15 protein-coding genes and 1 tRNA gene are annotated in these 15,129 nt (G+C 53.2%); 8 read left to right on the top strand and 8 right to left on the bottom strand.

Annotated elements, in window-relative coordinates; all coding sequences use genetic code 11:
- The first annotated feature begins 6 nt into the window (after positions 1–6).
- The 4 genes from pxcA (at position 7) to SynBIOSU31_RS07015 (ending at position 3,291) form a co-directional block, all read left to right on the top strand.
- Positions 7–1,155, top strand: coding sequence for a proton extrusion protein PcxA (gene pxcA / locus SynBIOSU31_RS07000; protein ID WP_186492706.1), 1,149 nt, complete (start codon positions 7–9; stop codon positions 1,153–1,155).
- Positions 1,148–1,699: a bifunctional adenosylcobinamide kinase/adenosylcobinamide-phosphate guanylyltransferase gene (gene cobU, locus SynBIOSU31_RS07005; RefSeq protein ID WP_255477409.1), complete on the top strand. Its 552-nt coding sequence runs from the start codon at positions 1,148–1,150 to the stop codon at positions 1,697–1,699. Before pxcA ends, cobU begins: the two co-directional genes overlap by 8 nt.
- Positions 1,696–2,190 (top strand): tRNA (cytidine(34)-2'-O)-methyltransferase, encoded by a 495-nt coding sequence (locus SynBIOSU31_RS07010; protein ID WP_186492708.1) that lies wholly within the window; start codon positions 1,696–1,698, stop codon positions 2,188–2,190. The genes cobU and SynBIOSU31_RS07010 overlap by 4 nt, the downstream gene beginning before the upstream one ends.
- Positions 2,191–2,298: 108 nt before the next feature.
- A complete protein-coding gene (locus SynBIOSU31_RS07015) occupies positions 2,299–3,291 on the top strand; it encodes a peptidoglycan DD-metalloendopeptidase family protein (protein ID WP_186492709.1) in 993 nt (330 codons plus the stop codon).
- A gap of 109 nt (positions 3,292–3,400) precedes the next feature.
- On the opposite strand, the gene SynBIOSU31_RS07020 is transcribed toward SynBIOSU31_RS07015, so the two are convergent.
- A tRNA-Met gene (locus SynBIOSU31_RS07020) sits at positions 3,401–3,474 on the bottom strand.
- Between the two features lie 52 nt (positions 3,475–3,526).
- On the bottom strand, positions 3,527–3,823 hold the full coding sequence (locus tag SynBIOSU31_RS07025; RefSeq protein ID WP_186492710.1) for a hypothetical protein: 297 nt from the start codon (positions 3,821–3,823) through the stop codon (positions 3,527–3,529).
- A 151-nt stretch (positions 3,824–3,974) separates the two neighbouring features.
- Here SynBIOSU31_RS07025 and SynBIOSU31_RS07030 point away from each other — a divergent pair, with 151 nt between their 5' ends.
- Positions 3,975–4,568 carry a peroxiredoxin gene (locus tag SynBIOSU31_RS07030; protein ID WP_186492711.1) on the top strand — a complete coding sequence of 198 codons (594 nt, stop codon included), beginning with the start codon at positions 3,975–3,977 and terminating at the stop codon, positions 4,566–4,568.
- A gap of 52 nt (positions 4,569–4,620) precedes the next feature.
- Here the strand turns inward: SynBIOSU31_RS07030 and SynBIOSU31_RS07035 are convergent, their stop codons facing one another.
- Together SynBIOSU31_RS07035 and ftsH are read right to left on the bottom strand one after the other, a co-directional pair.
- The gene (locus SynBIOSU31_RS07035; RefSeq protein ID WP_186492712.1) at positions 4,621–7,431 is read right to left on the bottom strand and encodes a UPF0182 family protein; all 2,811 of its coding nucleotides are present in this window, start codon (positions 7,429–7,431) and stop codon (positions 4,621–4,623) included.
- On the bottom strand, positions 7,428–9,290 hold the full coding sequence (gene ftsH / locus SynBIOSU31_RS07040; protein ID WP_186492713.1) for an ATP-dependent zinc metalloprotease FtsH: 1,863 nt from the start codon (positions 9,288–9,290) through the stop codon (positions 7,428–7,430). Before ftsH ends, SynBIOSU31_RS07035 begins: the two co-directional genes overlap by 4 nt.
- An 87-nt stretch (positions 9,291–9,377) precedes the next feature.
- Between ftsH and rpmF the strand changes: the two genes are divergently transcribed.
- Positions 9,378–9,554, top strand: a complete 177-nt coding sequence (gene rpmF / locus SynBIOSU31_RS07045) for a 50S ribosomal protein L32 (protein WP_066907424.1) — start codon at positions 9,378–9,380, stop codon at positions 9,552–9,554.
- Here the strand turns inward: rpmF and SynBIOSU31_RS07050 are convergent.
- From SynBIOSU31_RS07050 to SynBIOSU31_RS07060, 3 genes are read right to left on the bottom strand one after another with little or no spacing between them, the layout of a single operon-like run.
- Positions 9,518–10,483 carry a kinase gene (locus SynBIOSU31_RS07050; RefSeq protein ID WP_186492714.1) on the bottom strand — a complete coding sequence of 322 codons (966 nt, stop codon included), beginning with the start codon at positions 10,481–10,483 and terminating at the stop codon, positions 9,518–9,520. The genes rpmF and SynBIOSU31_RS07050 overlap by 37 nt on opposite strands.
- A gap of 10 nt (positions 10,484–10,493) precedes the next feature.
- On the bottom strand, positions 10,494–10,832 hold the full coding sequence (locus tag SynBIOSU31_RS07055; RefSeq protein WP_186492715.1) for a DUF565 domain-containing protein: 339 nt from the start codon (positions 10,830–10,832) through the stop codon (positions 10,494–10,496).
- On the bottom strand, positions 10,829–11,587 hold the full coding sequence (locus SynBIOSU31_RS07060) for an HAD-IA family hydrolase (RefSeq protein WP_186492716.1): 759 nt from the start codon (positions 11,585–11,587) through the stop codon (positions 10,829–10,831). The genes SynBIOSU31_RS07055 and SynBIOSU31_RS07060 overlap by 4 nt, the downstream gene beginning before the upstream one ends.
- Positions 11,588–11,671: 84 nt before the next feature.
- Here SynBIOSU31_RS07060 and recJ point away from each other — a divergent pair, with 84 nt between their 5' ends.
- Positions 11,672–13,567 carry a single-stranded-DNA-specific exonuclease RecJ gene (gene recJ / locus SynBIOSU31_RS07065; RefSeq protein ID WP_186492717.1) on the top strand — a complete coding sequence of 632 codons (1,896 nt, stop codon included), beginning with the start codon at positions 11,672–11,674 and terminating at the stop codon, positions 13,565–13,567.
- Positions 13,564–14,928: a chloride channel protein gene (locus SynBIOSU31_RS07070; protein ID WP_186492718.1), complete on the top strand. Its 1,365-nt coding sequence runs from the start codon at positions 13,564–13,566 to the stop codon at positions 14,926–14,928. Before recJ ends, SynBIOSU31_RS07070 begins: the two co-directional genes overlap by 4 nt.
- On the opposite strand, the gene psb30 is transcribed toward SynBIOSU31_RS07070, so the two are convergent.
- Positions 14,907–15,014, bottom strand: a complete 108-nt coding sequence (gene psb30 / locus SynBIOSU31_RS07075) for a photosystem II reaction center protein Ycf12/Psb30 (RefSeq protein ID WP_186492719.1) — start codon at positions 15,012–15,014, stop codon at positions 14,907–14,909. The two genes, SynBIOSU31_RS07070 and psb30, sit on opposite strands and share 22 nt — an antisense overlap.
- Positions 15,015–15,129: the final 115 nt, after the last annotated feature.

A 15,129-nucleotide genomic window follows, 5' to 3' on the forward strand; every position in this document is an offset into this window, starting at 1 on the left:
GACACGATGGCAGGACGTAACTGGCTTGGGACCTTCGGCGGAACCAAGTCATTCAATGTGAACTCAGAACTCGATCGTGGTTACGAAGCGGCGCTTCTGATTCAAAGTCTTGAGCTTGAATATTACGGTGACCGTCCAATACGTCCAGACCTGGAGCTCTCTGTTCCCTCAACTGTTCAAGCCACGATCCTTCGCAAGTTCAGGGCCGCTATCAATGTTTGTCGATCATCTCTCGACAAACTTGAATATCAACGTGCACAGTTTGATACACAGGAAATCAGACAGCTTCAACTAATTGAGAGTGTTGTCAATCGCTACAGCCCCAGGCGTACAGCATCAGCGCCAACCATCAGTCGAGCGCCTGATCCTCTGCCCCGCTCCTTGCTGGGTATCTTCGACACCTTGCGTCGTCAGCTCAACCCTGCCGCAGAAGCGACGCTGGTTGCAGGGTTCCGACGTCGTAGAGATTCAACACTGATCTCATTGAAGGTGCTGCTTTTGCTGATTCTTGTACCGTTGTTGGTCCAACAGGTTAGCCGCACTTATTTGATCAGTCCGGCGGTTGATCACTTTGCTCCAGATCTTCCTTTCCTCAGCTATCCAAAGCCTCAGCTCGAGGAGCAGGCCGTTGAGAAACTCCGGGTTTTTAAAGCTGAGATTGAATTTGATGCTCTTCTTCGTGGCGACTCAATTCCTACTCAGGAAGAGCTTCAACAAAAGCTATCTGTGAAAGCCGAAGAATTAAAGGAAGAGGCTGACTCAGAAAGTACCCATGCGATCAAAAATGTTTTAGCAGATCTTGCTGCAACGGTGGCTTTCGTTGTTGTTTGTCTGTTTAGTCGCGAAGAGCTAAGAGTGCTGCGAGGATTCTTTGATGAAGCGGTTTACGGACTTAGTGACTCAGCGAAGGCCTTCGCCATCATTCTCTTTACCGATATTTTTGTTGGATTTCACAGCCCTGAGGGATGGACGGTTCTACTTGACGGAATCGCCAATCATTTTGGCTTTCCAGCCAGAGAGAATTTCATTCTTCTTTTCATCGCTACATTCCCGGTGATCCTTGCGACAATTTTTAAGTATTGGATTTTCCGATATCTCAACCGTGTCAGTCCGTCCTCTGTGGCCACATTGCGTGGCATGAACGGTGGTGGCTAAGCCCTTAAATGGTTTGATCCTCGTTAGCGGACCTAGCCGCGGCGGAAAGAGCCGCTGGGCCGAACATCTGGTCTCAAAACACAGTCCCGTCAGTTATGTCGCCACATCCGACTCACGGCCTGACGACAACGAATGGCAGGAAAGAATTCGTCTCCATCGCGAACGGCGTCCATCTCATTGGGAGATTATTGAAAGTGGATCTGATCTGTCCAAAGCTTTGAACACAATTCCCACCAATCACACCGTCCTGGTTGATGCTTTGGGAGCATTCACGGCATGGCATTTGGAAGCGTCTCCAGCCGACTGGCTGCAACTAGAAGCAGATCTGATCACAAGTCTTCAAGCGCGACAACGACCTGTCGTGTTAGTGATCGAAGAAACAGGCTGGGGAGTGGTGCCAGCAACGGCTATTGGTGGACGATTTCGTGATCGTCAAGGTCGGTTGGCCCAACAGCTTGAAACGATTGCTTCGGCAAGTTGGCTGGTTGTTCAGGGTCGAGCTCTTGATCTCCATGAACTCGGATGTGCGGTGCCCAAACAATGACACTGGCTTCTATGCCCTTGAGAGTTGCGTTGTTCGAACCGAGGATTCCACCCAACACCGGCAGCATTGCGCGGAGTTGCGCAGCATTCGGGCTACCTCTCGCACTGATCGAGCCACTCGGTTTCTCGATTGACGACCGTCACCTCAAACGGGCAGGACTGGATTACTGGCCTTTCGTTGATCTTTCCGTCCATGCGGATTTCGACCACTTTCTCAACAGCCTTCCACAGCCTTCTCGGTTGATTGGCTGTAGCCGTCGGGGTGGGAAGACTCTTCAGTCGATGGATTTTCAACACGGCGATGTTCTGCTGTTCGGACGCGAGGACATCGGATTACCTGAGCCGATCAGGACACAGTGCGATCAAATCCTCACGATTCCGATGCCCTGCAGCGCAGCGGATGACGGCAGTGGAGGAGTTCGAAGTCTAAATCTGTCAGTGGCCTGTGGAATCGTCAGTTATCACGCTGGATTGAAGCTCCAGTTGTGGTAATTGGATATCTGCCACGAAAGCCCTTGCGGGGTTGTATTCCGCTCGCTAACTTCAGCCGGATCCCGGGTTGTGGCGGCTCCATCGGGAATGATCTTCAAACATGCTTGGATGAAGCCCCTTTTCTTAGCTGTTACCGCGATTGCATCCAGCAGTGCGCTGTTCGTGGTTTCTCAGCTTTCAGGGTATGCCGATTCCGATCACTACAGCCCCCAACAGCTTCTAGCTGCACTGCCTAACCCTTCACCGCTGATCTGGGTTGAGCTTGCTGCAGACAGCGATTTGAGTGTAATTGCCCGAGAACTTGATCTCTCTCTGAATGAGCTTTCAAAACTGAATGAACAGTCAACTGCTACAAAGCTCCAAGCAGGACGATGGCTCGTTTTACCGGATCACACACGTGATGTTGTAGTTGATTCGTCCCGATTCGTCTCTGGATCGCTGCGTACAACTGCTCCTCTGAGTTCCCCTCCAAAGCCTAAGGATGTCGTTGAAGTCCAGTCGGATCAGACCTTGTCATCGTTCATCAGGGACCATGGCATCACACTTCAACAATTGAAGGACCTGAATCCAGGCTTCCAACTCTCGAGAATGTTGGTCAGTGGCAGCAAAGTGCGAGTGGCCAAAGCTGGCCCTCTGCTGGGAATGCGTCCGCTCAGATCCGGTGGCGCGAGCTGGCCCGACCTCCCAGGCTTTTCAGGATCTGATCATTTCCAAACTTCCCAGTCCTTTATCTGGCCAACCAAAGGTGTTTTTACCTCAGGTTATGGATGGCGTTGGGGGCGAATGCACAAAGGGATTGATATCGCTAACAATGTCGGCACACCAATCTTTGCAGCGAGGGACGGTTTGATTGTTTACGCCGGATGGAGCAGTGGTTATGGCTATCTCGTTGAAATGTCTCACCGTGATGGATCGACGACACGCTACGCACACAACAGTCGTCTGCTCGTCAAGAAAGGCCAGATGGTTCTCCAAGGCTCCCGTATTTCTTTAATGGGAAGCACCGGCCGCAGCACAGGTCCTCATCTGCATTTTGAAATTCGTCGTCCAGGGGGCGCCGCATTAAATCCTATGGCAATGCTTCCTGCGCGACGTACTTAAAAGACTCAATTATTTTTTATCATCTTCAATTGACATATTCTTCCGAAAAATTTAAATTTCAAATTAATTGGTTAATCAAATCAACTAGGTCATATTTTTAGAATATAAATGTCAGAGGAGAGACTTGAACTCTCGACCTCAGGGTTATGAATCCTGTGCTCTAACCAGCTGAGCTACTCTGACGAAAGGCCTGCAGGCCAGTCTCCATCATACATCTTGAGATGTCCTGAATGAGTTAGCGCATCTCTATAGCGTTCAGTCGTTCCCTGAAGGATTTAGGAGATGACTGTTCAGGACCTGGATCAACGGTCAATGAGACATGACCATCGGGAATCGCATTAGGGCGGCGTTGTTGCCTGACAGGTTGGCCGCGGTGCGGCCGAGCTTTCAATAGCAGTGCTCTTGTTTTTGGATCGCGTTCGAGTGGTTGGCTGCTCAGCTCACTGCGAACCTGATTCAGCAGTCGGAAATGACCCGTACTGCTGAATTTCCTAAGAAGCGCTGGATCCCAGCTCATTGATGAATGAATCATCTGTTGATAATAAGACTGGGTCTTACCCAAGAGGAACCCTGATGTGCCGCAGTCACTAGGTCAGCCGTGATAACTTGTCGCGAGCAACTGGAAGTCGGAACGACTAAGACCTAGGCCTGTTCACTTCCTTGCCAAACCTCGCACCATCAACATGTCTTCGCTGCGCGTGGGCCAACAGGCCCCCGATTTCACTGCCACAGCAGTGGTTGACCAGGAGTTCAAGGAAATCACTCTCTCGCAGTACCGCGGCAAATACGTCGTGCTGTTCTTCTACCCGCTGGACTTCACTTTTGTCTGTCCTACTGAGATCACTGCTTTCAGTGATCGTTATTCAGACTTCTCTAGCAAGAACACTGAAGTTCTAGGTGTTTCAGTTGATAGTCAGTTCAGTCACCTGTCTTGGATCCAGAGTCCGCGTAATCAGGGTGGTCTTGGTGATATCAACTACCCGCTTGTTTCAGACCTCAAGAAAGAGATCGCCACTGCCTATAACGTGCTCGATGAAGCGGAAGGTGTTGCCCTTCGCGGATTGTTCATCGTTGACCCGGAGGGAGTGATCATGCACTCAACCATCAACAATCTTCCTGTTGGAAGAAACGTTGATGAAACCCTGCGCGTTCTTCAGGCCTTCCAGTACGTTCAATCCAATCCGGACGAGGTTTGTCCTGCCAACTGGACTCCAGGCGAAAAAACCATGAAGCCTGATCCGGTTGGCAGTAAGGAGTTTTTCGCTGCTATCAACTGAGTTATTGATCGCCGTTTGATGGCTCCTAGGCCTGCCGATGGCAGGTCTTTTTTTATGAAATTTCACTTCTTTCCTGTCGACGCCTATCGAGAAGTGACTGCAATCCAGTGTCTAAATCTGTTGCCATCGCGACGCGACGACCATCACTGACAACGATCCTTGTCAATGTCGGCAGACCTCCCTGCTGAGCTCGCAGATATATCGGTTCCACGTACAAAAGTGAATCCCCAACACGAACGACAAGCAGGTTGCCTTGTACAACTTGTGAACCTGCCCGATCCCAAAGTGAAAACTGCTGGCTAATTTCAGGATTTTGATTAATCAGTGCTTGCACTTGCTCGGGCCCAAAAATTGGAATATCGCTTGGGAATCGCAGCAGAATGAGTTCTCCATAATGGTCTGCATCATTCCGTGCTGCTAACCAGGCCGACAGATTTGGACGCGCTAAAGGAGTAAGAGGTTGTAGAAGCAGAAACTCTGAGTTTTGGCTGGGCTTCAACTGGGCTGTGATGTGGTAAGGCGCAACAGGAATTTGATTTTGTCCATACAACTCCATCGGCACTTGCCAGACGTCGTCTCCGCTGTAGAAGATGCGGGGATTAGTCACGTGATATCGAAGTAGTTGCTGTACCTGCAATTCAAATTGTGCCTGAGGAACCATTAAGTGACGTCTGAGGCTTGTCGGCATCCTCTCCAGGGGTTCAAATAATGATGGAAAAACGTTGGACCAACCCTGAATGATCGGATCATTAGGTTCATTGATATAGAGATGAACATTGCCGTTGTAGGCATCAACAACTGCCTTGACTGAATTGCGGACATAACGGAGAGGTCGCCCATCAGGAAGCGTTGCTGCATAGGGGACAGTTCTTGAAGTTGTAAAACCATCAACAATCCAGTATTGGTGTTGATCCTTCTCATAGCCACTCGATGCATCATCAATAGGCACGGAGACAAGATAAGGGTCACCCATCAAATCAAGAAAAGGTGCCAGTGTTCGAACTCTTTCTTTGACATCTCGACGCAGAAGCAGGCGTGACTCTTTGGTGAGTGCTCCAGTATTTAGAAAACGGGGATCTGCGAGATATGTTGCAGCAGTAATTTTTTGCCAAAGATGCTCCAGCGATACACCTGCTGAACCTGAATAATGGTTATAGGTATTATTGTCACCTTCCGGATAATCAAATTCTTTAATTCTAGTTGGTGCTACCGCGTAGGGTGAATGCAGTGCGCCAAAGTAAAGTGCGGCACGACCAATCGGTACTTCACGCTCAACTTCTTGCTTTGTGATCCCTAGTGACTTATTGCCTTCAATTTTTGTTGATTGTCCAAGATCACTTATGAAATAGGCTGGTAGTCCGTCCGGTTCACGTGTATTCACCGGATTCAAGGTGAAGCCAAAACCATGAGTGAAAACGAAATGTCGGTTCTGCCACGTTCGTGAACGAGCAGGAAGTGCTGCCTGATCTAATTCCCGAGCAGAAATGATCACCTGCTGATTTTCATTGCTTTCTGCATTGAGTGGGTAACGATCAACGGAAGCATTCGCGAATTGGTAATAAACCCTCAGTTGCTGCAACTGGCGATTGGTGTCCAGCATGGGTTGACGATCCCAGAGCCTGATGTTTTTCAGAGTGCTTGCTCCCTTAATCAGATCCTCCTCAGTGATCTCCTGAGTTGGCGTACTGCCACGGGTCTTGATGGAATCAAGTTGATAGGCCTGACGTGTCGCTGAGATTGAGCGACTCAGATAAAGACTTTCGAGTTGTAGTTCTTGAGGTCTAACCACCATCCACTGGACAATTGGTGACAGCAAAAGTTCAGCGAGTACGGCGACCAGTGCAAGAGCGAAGAGTGCTGTTCTGAGCCTTACTCGTTGCTGTTGAGCCTGACCCGGCCACGGCAGATAGGTGCCTGCCATCAGCACCAGTACCAGAGCAACCAACTGACGCAGGGGAAGTCTCAAGTGGATATCAAGCCAACCTGCCCCTGCAACCAGTCCGCTCTGGGTCCAGAGCAGTTGGTGACGGACAAGCCATGTCAGAGCAGCCAGCACCAACAGAAGCAGCGCCATTGCAGGCCGAAGTAAGGCTCGTTCCTGTGCATTCCAGCCTGGGAACCCCCAGTCACTCAGACAGGGTGTACGGGTGAGCCGACTCCAAACCGAGGTGCTCAAGGTCAACAGAATCTGCAGCAACACCAGTTCAAGAACCAGTGCAATCGCTGAAAAGCGACCTAATCCGAAACTGAGATCAGCGCCAAGCAGTGGATCCGTCGTCCCTGAATCAGGAATTGTGATGGCCAGTGCCCAGAGGGCCCAACTGCGACCTGCCACTAGACAGAGGCAAAGGCTTCCATAGAGAAAAGCCAGATTGATGCGCCGCTTGCGCCCGAGGCAAAATGTGACCAGCAGGATCAGAAGAATGCTGATGACCAGAACGGTCCATTCCGGTTGAAACGGAACACTCCACCAGTGAGCCAGGAGAAACGGTTGCTTCCAAGCCAGCCATGCCAGCCGTGTCGTGATGCCGAGAACGCTGAGAAGAACTGTGAGGCAAGCGAGCAATGAGAGGGAATAAACGCCGCCTCGCAATGCGGGAATTTCCCCGCGTGGAGTAGGGACGTAAGCCAGCATCCAGCGATGTCGCCACCAAGCGGTGATCAGCACCAGCAAGAGCGCTAAGCCAGCTCCGAGGATCTGAAAACCAAGTCGTTGCCCATAGATCCCCTCCAGCCCGAACTGAGAGAACCATGACCACTCAACTTGGAGCCTGGCGAAAAGCCAGAAGACTTGGAATACCAGCAGAAACCACACTGCTGATGGACGCAATAGGAAGGGAATGCCCCGTTTGAGCAGGCTCAAGCCCCGGCCGGCAACTGACCCAGGCTAGAGGTGCTAGACGCTCCGTCGCTACTGATCAGATCCTGGAAACGATCGGACTGAAGAGTCTCTTCGTCGATTAGAGCCTCAACAAGCCGATCCATCAGCTGCCGTCTCGGCTGAAGCAAATCAATGGCCTGCTGAAGGGCCTCTTGAGCCAACGCTCGCACCCGATGATCAATTTCTCGACCAGTGCTTTCGGCATAGGACTGTCTGGTATTCACCAGATCACGTCCAAGGAAGACTTCCTGATCCTGGCCTTCAAGAGCGACTGGGCCCAGGTCCGAAAATCCAAAACGTGTCACCATTTCACGCGCCAGCTGGGAGACCATCTGGAGATCGCCACTGGCGCCTTGTGTCACCTCTGAATCTCCGAAAACGACAATCTCTGCCGCACGACCCCCTAAGGCCATCACGAGACGCGCTCTGAGATAAGCACGTGTGACGAGCCCGGAGTCAATGATTTCTTCATCAGGAAAGAAACGCGTGAACCCTCCAACACCACCACTACGTGGCAACAGAGTGACTTTGTCCACTGGGTCAGCATCAGGAGTGAGCGACGCCACCAGTGCATGACCAATCTCGTGGTAAGCGATTAATCGCTTTTTTGCACCATCCTGGAGCGGGGCCGCTGTTAACCCCATAGTGATGCGTTCTAGGGCTTCTTCAAGTTCTCTATTTCCGAGGAAAGACGCTTCATGACGGGCCGTGAGAATGGCTGCTTCGTTAAGAAGATTCGCCAGATCAGCTCCGGAAAACCCAGGAGTTCTACTAGCCCAGTCAGCGAGAGAAACCTCGTCTGACAACGGTCGCGTTCTCGCATGAACAGCGAGTATTAATTCCCGACCGCGGCGATCGGGAAGACCAACCTGAATTCGTCGATCGAATCGTCCTGGACGCATCAGTGCTGTGTCCAAAACATCAGCTCGATTCGTCGCTGCCAACAGGATCACCCCCGAGTTGTCGGCGAAGCCATCCATTTCTGTCAGCAATTGATTGAGGGTTTGTTCGCGCTCATCATTTCCACCACCAATTCCTGCGCCTCGCTGTCGACCAACTGCGTCGATTTCATCGATAAAGACAATGCAAGGAGCTTTTTCTTTGGCCTTTCGAAACAGATCTCTGACCCGGCTGGCACCAACGCCAACAAACATTTCCACGAACTCAGAGGCTGCAATGGAGAAAAAGGGAACGCCTGCTTCACCGGCGATCGCTTTGGCAAGAAGTGTTTTGCCGGTTCCGGGTGGACCGATCAACAAAACTCCGCGAGGAATTCGCGCGCCAAGCTTGATGAAGGTCTCCGGCTGCTTGAGGAAGGTGACCACTTCCTGCAGCTCTTGCTTGGCTTCACCGATTCCCGCAACATCTTCAAACCGAATCGTGATTTCGTCCTGAGGGCTTGTTCTCGCCTGGCTGCGGCCGAACCCCATGGCTTTGTTGGCCGCTTGCGCAGAACGGCGCAACAGCAAAGACAAACCGACAACGATCAGAAGGATCAGAGCGAGATTTCCAGCGAGGCCTGCTAGAGCCTGTTCTTGCCGGACATCCTTGACATCTAAAGGTGTACCCGATGCTTCAGCAACTCTCAGGATTTGCTGATCATTCGCCAGTACAGGAACTGTGATTTGCTTCCCATCCTGATAAGTGACCCTCACCTGACGGCGACCCGGTATCAACTCCAGCTCCTTGACAGAACCCGATGAAATCTCTTTCAGCAGAGTGCTGTAACTCACATCCGGTTGCCTTTGAAACAGGTCAAACGGACTCTTCTTTTGCTCCTCAGGCTTTGGCTTGGGCGCTGGAGTTCCCTGTTCTGACTGGGTCGACTGCTGTGAACTCACACCGCTGATGCGTTGTACCAAGACTAGCGATTTGACGAGAGGCCTCTTGGAAGTGGATCATGGTCGTTTGGCAGTGATTCGCCCGCGATGGCCGTCCCGAAGAAGAAGACCTCGAAAAGCAAGCGCAACCAGCGTCATGCTGTTTGGAAGGCCAAGGCAGCCACTGCGGCGCAGCGTGCTCTCTCCATCGGCAAGTCAGTGCTGAGTGGTCGTGCCCAGGGCTTCGTCTACCCCGTGGCTGAAGAGGACGAGGCTGAAAGCTGACTCTTCATCACTTGGATCTCGCGAACATCGCGTGATTCCGTGAGATCGATGACCGCACTGCTTAGGGGAAGGTTTCGTAACCAGCTTGGTGGCAGTGCGGCGAGCACCATGCGGTTGAAGTCGGCGAGGTCACTCGCGCGGTAGCTCACCCCGCACTGCCTCTCCAAGGTGATCAGTTGCTGCCGTTTCCAGCGCGACGATACGTCGCTCCGAACAGCGCGCAGATGCCAGAGATCATCAAGAAGTGTCCAGATCTCCTGGTAGTCGGCTAGCGAGGAAACGGCTTTGGAGCGCCATGCAAGCTCCTGCTCTGATAATCCTTCAAGGATCTCGGTTTCAATCGAGGGGAGTGGAGTTACCCCCAGAAACCAGCCTTCCAACAGCACTACATCGGGTCGTGAACTGCTGCTTCCGACTCGATCACCGCGTCCATTGCGGAGTGATTTGTCAAAACGTGGGGCCACGATCTGCCCGTTCTCTTTCCAAGATTGAAGTGCGTGCAGCATCCCACGAGTGTCGTGGCTTCCTGGAAGAGCTCGCGGGACACACCAGGGATTGCCCTGCATGCTGTTATCCAGCTGCGGAGCAGGCCAATAAAAATCATCAAGCGAAAGATGTTCAACCGGCCAGCCCAGTTGTTGAGACGCGAATTTGACCCAGCCACAAAGGGTCGATTTACCGCAACCAGGAAGAGCGCTGATACCGAGAAGAACACGTTCTCCCTGAAGCAGAGCCGACTCAACTCGGCTCAGTAATGGCAGACCTACGAAAGCAATCCAGCTGTCCACAACTGGAACCGACCACTGATGTCTGGCAAGGTTCACGCCGCCAACGTGCTCCCATCGTTTCCACCAATCATCCACGTTGGACCAGTTGAGGCTTGTCAGGAGAAGCGATAGTCCATCAGGAATGTCCTGGGGCACTGACATGCTTTGAAGCTCAAGATCCAAGCTTGTAAGCCTCAAGCACAACGGCATAGACCGTGCCGATGCGCAAGTTGTCTAGGGCTAGCCAGGGGAGCGGCCATGGGCCCGGTCGGACTTTGCTGCGCAGGCGAACAATCAGCTCAAGGATGAGCACCATTGCCAGCACCGCAGCAGGACGGTTCTGACCACTCCTCTGAAACCAGTACATGGTCACATTGCTGCCGATAAGGAAGCCGAACAACAGAGCAAGAACTCCAACACTGCGTCGTCTCCAGGGACCGACAAGTGTCTGGTTCAATTGCCTACCAATCCGGCGCTGCAACTGCTCGTAGCGAGTGGCCTGAAGGGTCATCGCGAGGGGACTGTTAACAGCAACTCCAAGTACTCCAGCGTGATCCGACCCGCTGCACAAGGGGGGCCGCTCAAGATTCTTGCGTTCTGATCAGCATCTCCGAGCTGATCCACAACGGCCTCAGCATGAGGCCCACTGGTTTGTAGCTCGGCATCCCAAGGGGATGGGGTGAGAAGACAGCGCAAACCAGCGGCATGGGCAGATTGCAGTCCAGGAGATGAATCTTCGAAAACCACAACAGCCCCTTGATCTGATCCACTCAACTCAAGCGCCAGTCGGTAAGGGGCAGGATGAGGCTTGTGTCTGTCGACATCATCTGCAGTCACCATTCCATCGAAAATTCCGGTCAATTCGCTTGGCAATGACTTCAGTAAGGCCTGAACAGAAGCCAAACCACTGCTGGTCACAATCCACTGCTGCACCGACGCTCTGTTGAGTTCCTGAAGAAGTCGACTGACACCAGGGCGAAGAGTCACCACTCCAGAGGAAACGATCTTGAGGTAGTGCTGTTGTTTTGATCGACGCAATCGCTCTAATAGGCCCTGATCAATTGGCTGCCCTATTCGTTCTGCATAACACTTCATACGCTGAAGTCCGCCGGGGATACTCAGAAGTTCGGAGTAGAGCTGCTCATTCCAGTTCCAACTCAGGCCACAGTCTGAGAACGCCTGATTGAACGCAGGACGATGCCCATTCAGCTCAGTATCAGCAAGCGTTCCATCCACATCCCAGAAGACAGCCTCTAAACGGGGCATTGCGGAGATCCGATTGGGCCCCAGCTTGACCGATCGCTTTTCAGGCGATGAGGCCCCACAATGCAACGAATCATCTACTAAGGCATGGTGGCGGGCGCCCGAGATCAGCAGTGGCGACTCCCACAACCGCTTGAGGGCGACCCACTCCCTTCAGTTGATCTTCCTCTGGCTCTGAAAGCGATGCTGTTCAGACGAGGTCTGCAGAGTCAGGAGCAGGTGCTGTTGCTTCTCAACGATCAACCGTTGCCGGCAGCAGATCGCCATTTTCCGGAATTGAATCCAGCTCTCACGAGGTTGAAAAAAGCCTGCCTCAACAACGAAGCAGTGGCCATCTGTGGCGATTACGACGCCGACGGGATGACAAGTACTGCTTTGTTAATGCGTGCTTTTGAAGCCTTGGGAGCCAGTCCTCAAGCGGCGATTCCAAGCCGGATGGCGGACGGATATGGCCTTAACAGCGGCATGGTGGAGCAGCTCCACTCCGAGGGCGTTCGTCTCCTGGTCACGGTCGACAACGGTGTAGCTGCTCATGAAGCCCTGGAGAAGGCCTCGGAACTGGGAGTCGAGGTGATCCTCACCGATCACCACACCCTTCCTGCCAACCGGCCCAAAGCACTTGCACTCATCCATCCTGCAACCACTCCGAAGGATTCTCCTTATGCCTGTCTGGCTGGGGTGGGACTGGCCTATGTATTGGCCAGAGCATTGGCAGCAGAGTTGAAGAACCCTGCCTCGATCACTACAGCGAGAGATCTGTTCTGCATTGGAACGGTGGCCGATATGGCACCACTCACCGGCGCCAATCGAACCCTGCTCCGGGAAGGACTGAGTCATCTTCATCGGAGCAGCTGCCCCGGAGTGCAAGCTCTGCAACAACTGGCTGGGCTTGGAGATCGTCCGTTAAGAGCTGATGACATCGGCTTCCAATTGGCACCGAGAATCAATGCCGTTGGCCGCATCGGTGAACCCTCCCTGGTGGTTGACCTGCTCACAGTTGACGACCCCAATCGTGCTTTCGAACTCGGACGTCAGTGCGACGCGTTGAATCGTCAGCGACGCGAGCTCTGTGATGCGATCGAAGCAGAGGCTGTCGCTTTGCTTGATAGTGATCCTTCACCCTTGCCCCCCTTTCTGCTGCTTGCGCAGGGTCATTGGCATCACGGTGTAATTGGCATCGTTGCCGCGCGTCTTGTCGAGCGATACCAACGACCCGCAGCGTTGCTGGCCAGTGACGGCGAAGGACGAATGCGGGCCTCGGTGCGTGCGCCCGACGGTTTTGCTGTTGATCGTGCGCTACAACATTGCACTGATCTTCTGGACCGTCACGGAGGCCATCCTGCTGCTGGCGGATTCACTGTTCAGGTCACAGCTGTCAGTGCTCTGCACCAGGCTCTCAATGCTTTAGCTGCGCAATGGCTGCAGAGCAGGGGTGAGGATCTACTTGTGGAACCAGAAGCGCTGCTCGAGCTCGATCAAATTGACCACGCCTTCTGGCAAGCCTTGCAAACCCTAGAGCCGTTCGGGGCTGGTCATCCAAAACCCCTGTTCTGGTCGCGAGGCTGCCGAGTGACTGACCAACAGTCCCTACGCGGTGGTCACTTACGACTCACACTTGCACAGAACGGAGTAGAACGACAGGCCATCGTTTGGCGCTGGCCTGACAATGCTGTACTCAGCCAGACGATCGATGCGACTTACACAGTCACGCAGAATCACTGGCGTGGTGAGACCCGTTTTCAACTCGAAGTTCAGGCACTTCGTCATCACCATGAAGCGATGGAACTCCAGCGTTCACGCGGCTGTTACCGAGTCGAACGCATCGATAGCGAAAGCCTGAAGCTGATCAATCCAGACGGAGAGTCTCTGGTGAGCCGTGTCAATCGCGAGGGTGAGTTCGAAAGCGACGACAGTCGCGCATCACACCCTTACGTTGCAGCTCTACTCCAGGAGGCTTGTATCGGCCTCGGTTTACGCCCATGAGTCCGGATAGCCGTCATGAACCAGTCCTGATTCCTGGAACGCTGCCGTCCCAGAGTCCACTGAAAGGCGTTGTTCGCCATTTCATCGGTCTGGTTCTCGTCGGAGTCTTGATTGGGCTGGCATGTCTGCCTTTGAACCTTGTCGATGGCGTGCAGGAGCATCTCTATGCCCTGATGCCGACCTCCGCTACCGAAGGTTGGAGTTGGAGAGGACTGGTTGTCGCCTTCATGCCACTCGTGGTGATGCCGATTCTGCTGCTGCTTCAACGTGGTCCTTGGCAAGCCGGAGCCGGTTCCGGCATTCCATCCACAATGAATGGGCTCGAAGACCCATCCCAACTGCCGAAGGCGATGGCAGCATCAGGGACAGTGCAGCGAGGCGTGCTGTGGTCGATTGCCACCGTCGCCATGTTTCCGCTCGGAAGGGAAGGACCTGTTGTTCAGTTCGGAGCAGCAGTTGCGAGGACCTGCCATCGACGTTTCAGCGACTGGTTGCCATCTTTGAGTGAACGCCAAATTGTGGCCATAGGTGGAGGTGCAGGTCTTGCTGGTGGTTTCAACACCCCTCTGCTTGGCGCTGTGTTCATGCTCGAAGAACTCACCGCCGACTATTCGGTCGTGACAATTTGGCCAGCGCTGGTGATCAGTGTGGCAGCAGCAGGTTTCTCCAATATTGGAGGTGAGCCGATGTTTGGACTCGGTGTGCTCAACATCGCATTGCCGGAAGTCGAGCAACTGATGTTGGCTTTTCCGATCGGAATCGTTTGTGGATTAGTCGGTGGAATGTTCAATAAGGGACTGGTCTGGCTCACCAGGCGTCTGGCCCCTGTGATTCAAAAGAAACCACTAAAAACAGGGGTTTACCTCGGTGCTGGATTGACTCTGCTTGCCCTCATGAGCTGGGGAACTTCCACCTCGGATGGCGAAGCACTCGTGCGTCAGCTCATCGAGCATGGGATGCCCAATGCTCTTGGCAATCAACAGGATTTCATCACTGGCTTGACCAGTGTCTGGATCACGTTAGTCAGAGTGATTGGACCGATGCTCGCATTGAGTCCTGGTGTGCCTGGCGGTCTAATCGATCCAGCTCTGACTTTCGGTGCCGTTCTCGGCTACACAATCTGCGCTGTGGCGGGGATTAGTTCCCAAGTCGGTATCGGTCTCGGCCTGGCTGCAGGCCTGTCAGGCGCTACCCAACTACCGCTTGTATCGATCGTGTTCTCCTGGAGACTCGTCGGCGATCAACAATTGTTTGCGGGAGTCGTTCTCGCCTCAGTGATTGCTGCCTACACCGGGCGCCTGGTCTGCAGGGATCCGGTGTACCACGGCCTCAGCAAACTTCAGAGTGCACCGCGGCGATAGAACAGGATAAAGATGACCGCTGGCCCTGCCAGGGTAATCAGGGCCAGTGCCCCGAAATTGGCGATCAGGTGGAAATCGAATCCCATGAAACGGAAGCAGATGAGTGGCATTTTGCCTGACTCAGGCTACGAGGCATTCCCCCTCCCCGTACAGCACCTACTCAACCTCTGTGACGGCTTGTCACAGCCTCATCTCCGTGAT

Origin of the sequence: Synechococcus sp. BIOS-U3-1, assembly GCF_014279975.1 — a bacterium.
Taxonomy (GTDB): domain Bacteria; phylum Cyanobacteriota; class Cyanobacteriia; order PCC-6307; family Cyanobiaceae; genus Synechococcus_C.

Coding starts and splice junctions, on each gene's coding strand:
- psb30 (WP_186492719.1), bottom strand. CDS start 15,014: ATGGGATTCGATTTCCACCTGATCGCCAATTTCGGGGCACTGGCCCTG.
- pxcA (WP_186492706.1), top strand. CDS start 7: ATGGCAGGACGTAACTGGCTTGGGACCTTCGGCGGAACCAAGTCATTC.
- SynBIOSU31_RS07060 (WP_186492716.1), bottom strand. CDS start 11,587: ATGCCCCGTTTAGAGGCTGTCTTCTGGGATGTGGATGGAACGCTTGCT.
- SynBIOSU31_RS07070 (WP_186492718.1), top strand. CDS start 13,564: ATGAGTCCGGATAGCCGTCATGAACCAGTCCTGATTCCTGGAACGCTG.
- SynBIOSU31_RS07015 (WP_186492709.1), top strand. CDS start 2,299: ATGAAGCCCCTTTTCTTAGCTGTTACCGCGATTGCATCCAGCAGTGCG.
- rpmF (WP_066907424.1), top strand. CDS start 9,378: ATGGCCGTCCCGAAGAAGAAGACCTCGAAAAGCAAGCGCAACCAGCGT.
- SynBIOSU31_RS07010 (WP_186492708.1), top strand. CDS start 1,696: ATGACACTGGCTTCTATGCCCTTGAGAGTTGCGTTGTTCGAACCGAGG.
- SynBIOSU31_RS07030 (WP_186492711.1), top strand. CDS start 3,975: ATGTCTTCGCTGCGCGTGGGCCAACAGGCCCCCGATTTCACTGCCACA.
- recJ (WP_186492717.1), top strand. CDS start 11,672: ATGGTGGCGGGCGCCCGAGATCAGCAGTGGCGACTCCCACAACCGCTT.
- SynBIOSU31_RS07025 (WP_186492710.1), bottom strand. CDS start 3,823: ATGATTCATTCATCAATGAGCTGGGATCCAGCGCTTCTTAGGAAATTC.
- SynBIOSU31_RS07050 (WP_186492714.1), bottom strand. CDS start 10,483: ATGTCAGTGCCCCAGGACATTCCTGATGGACTATCGCTTCTCCTGACA.
- SynBIOSU31_RS07055 (WP_186492715.1), bottom strand. CDS start 10,832: ATGACCCTTCAGGCCACTCGCTACGAGCAGTTGCAGCGCCGGATTGGT.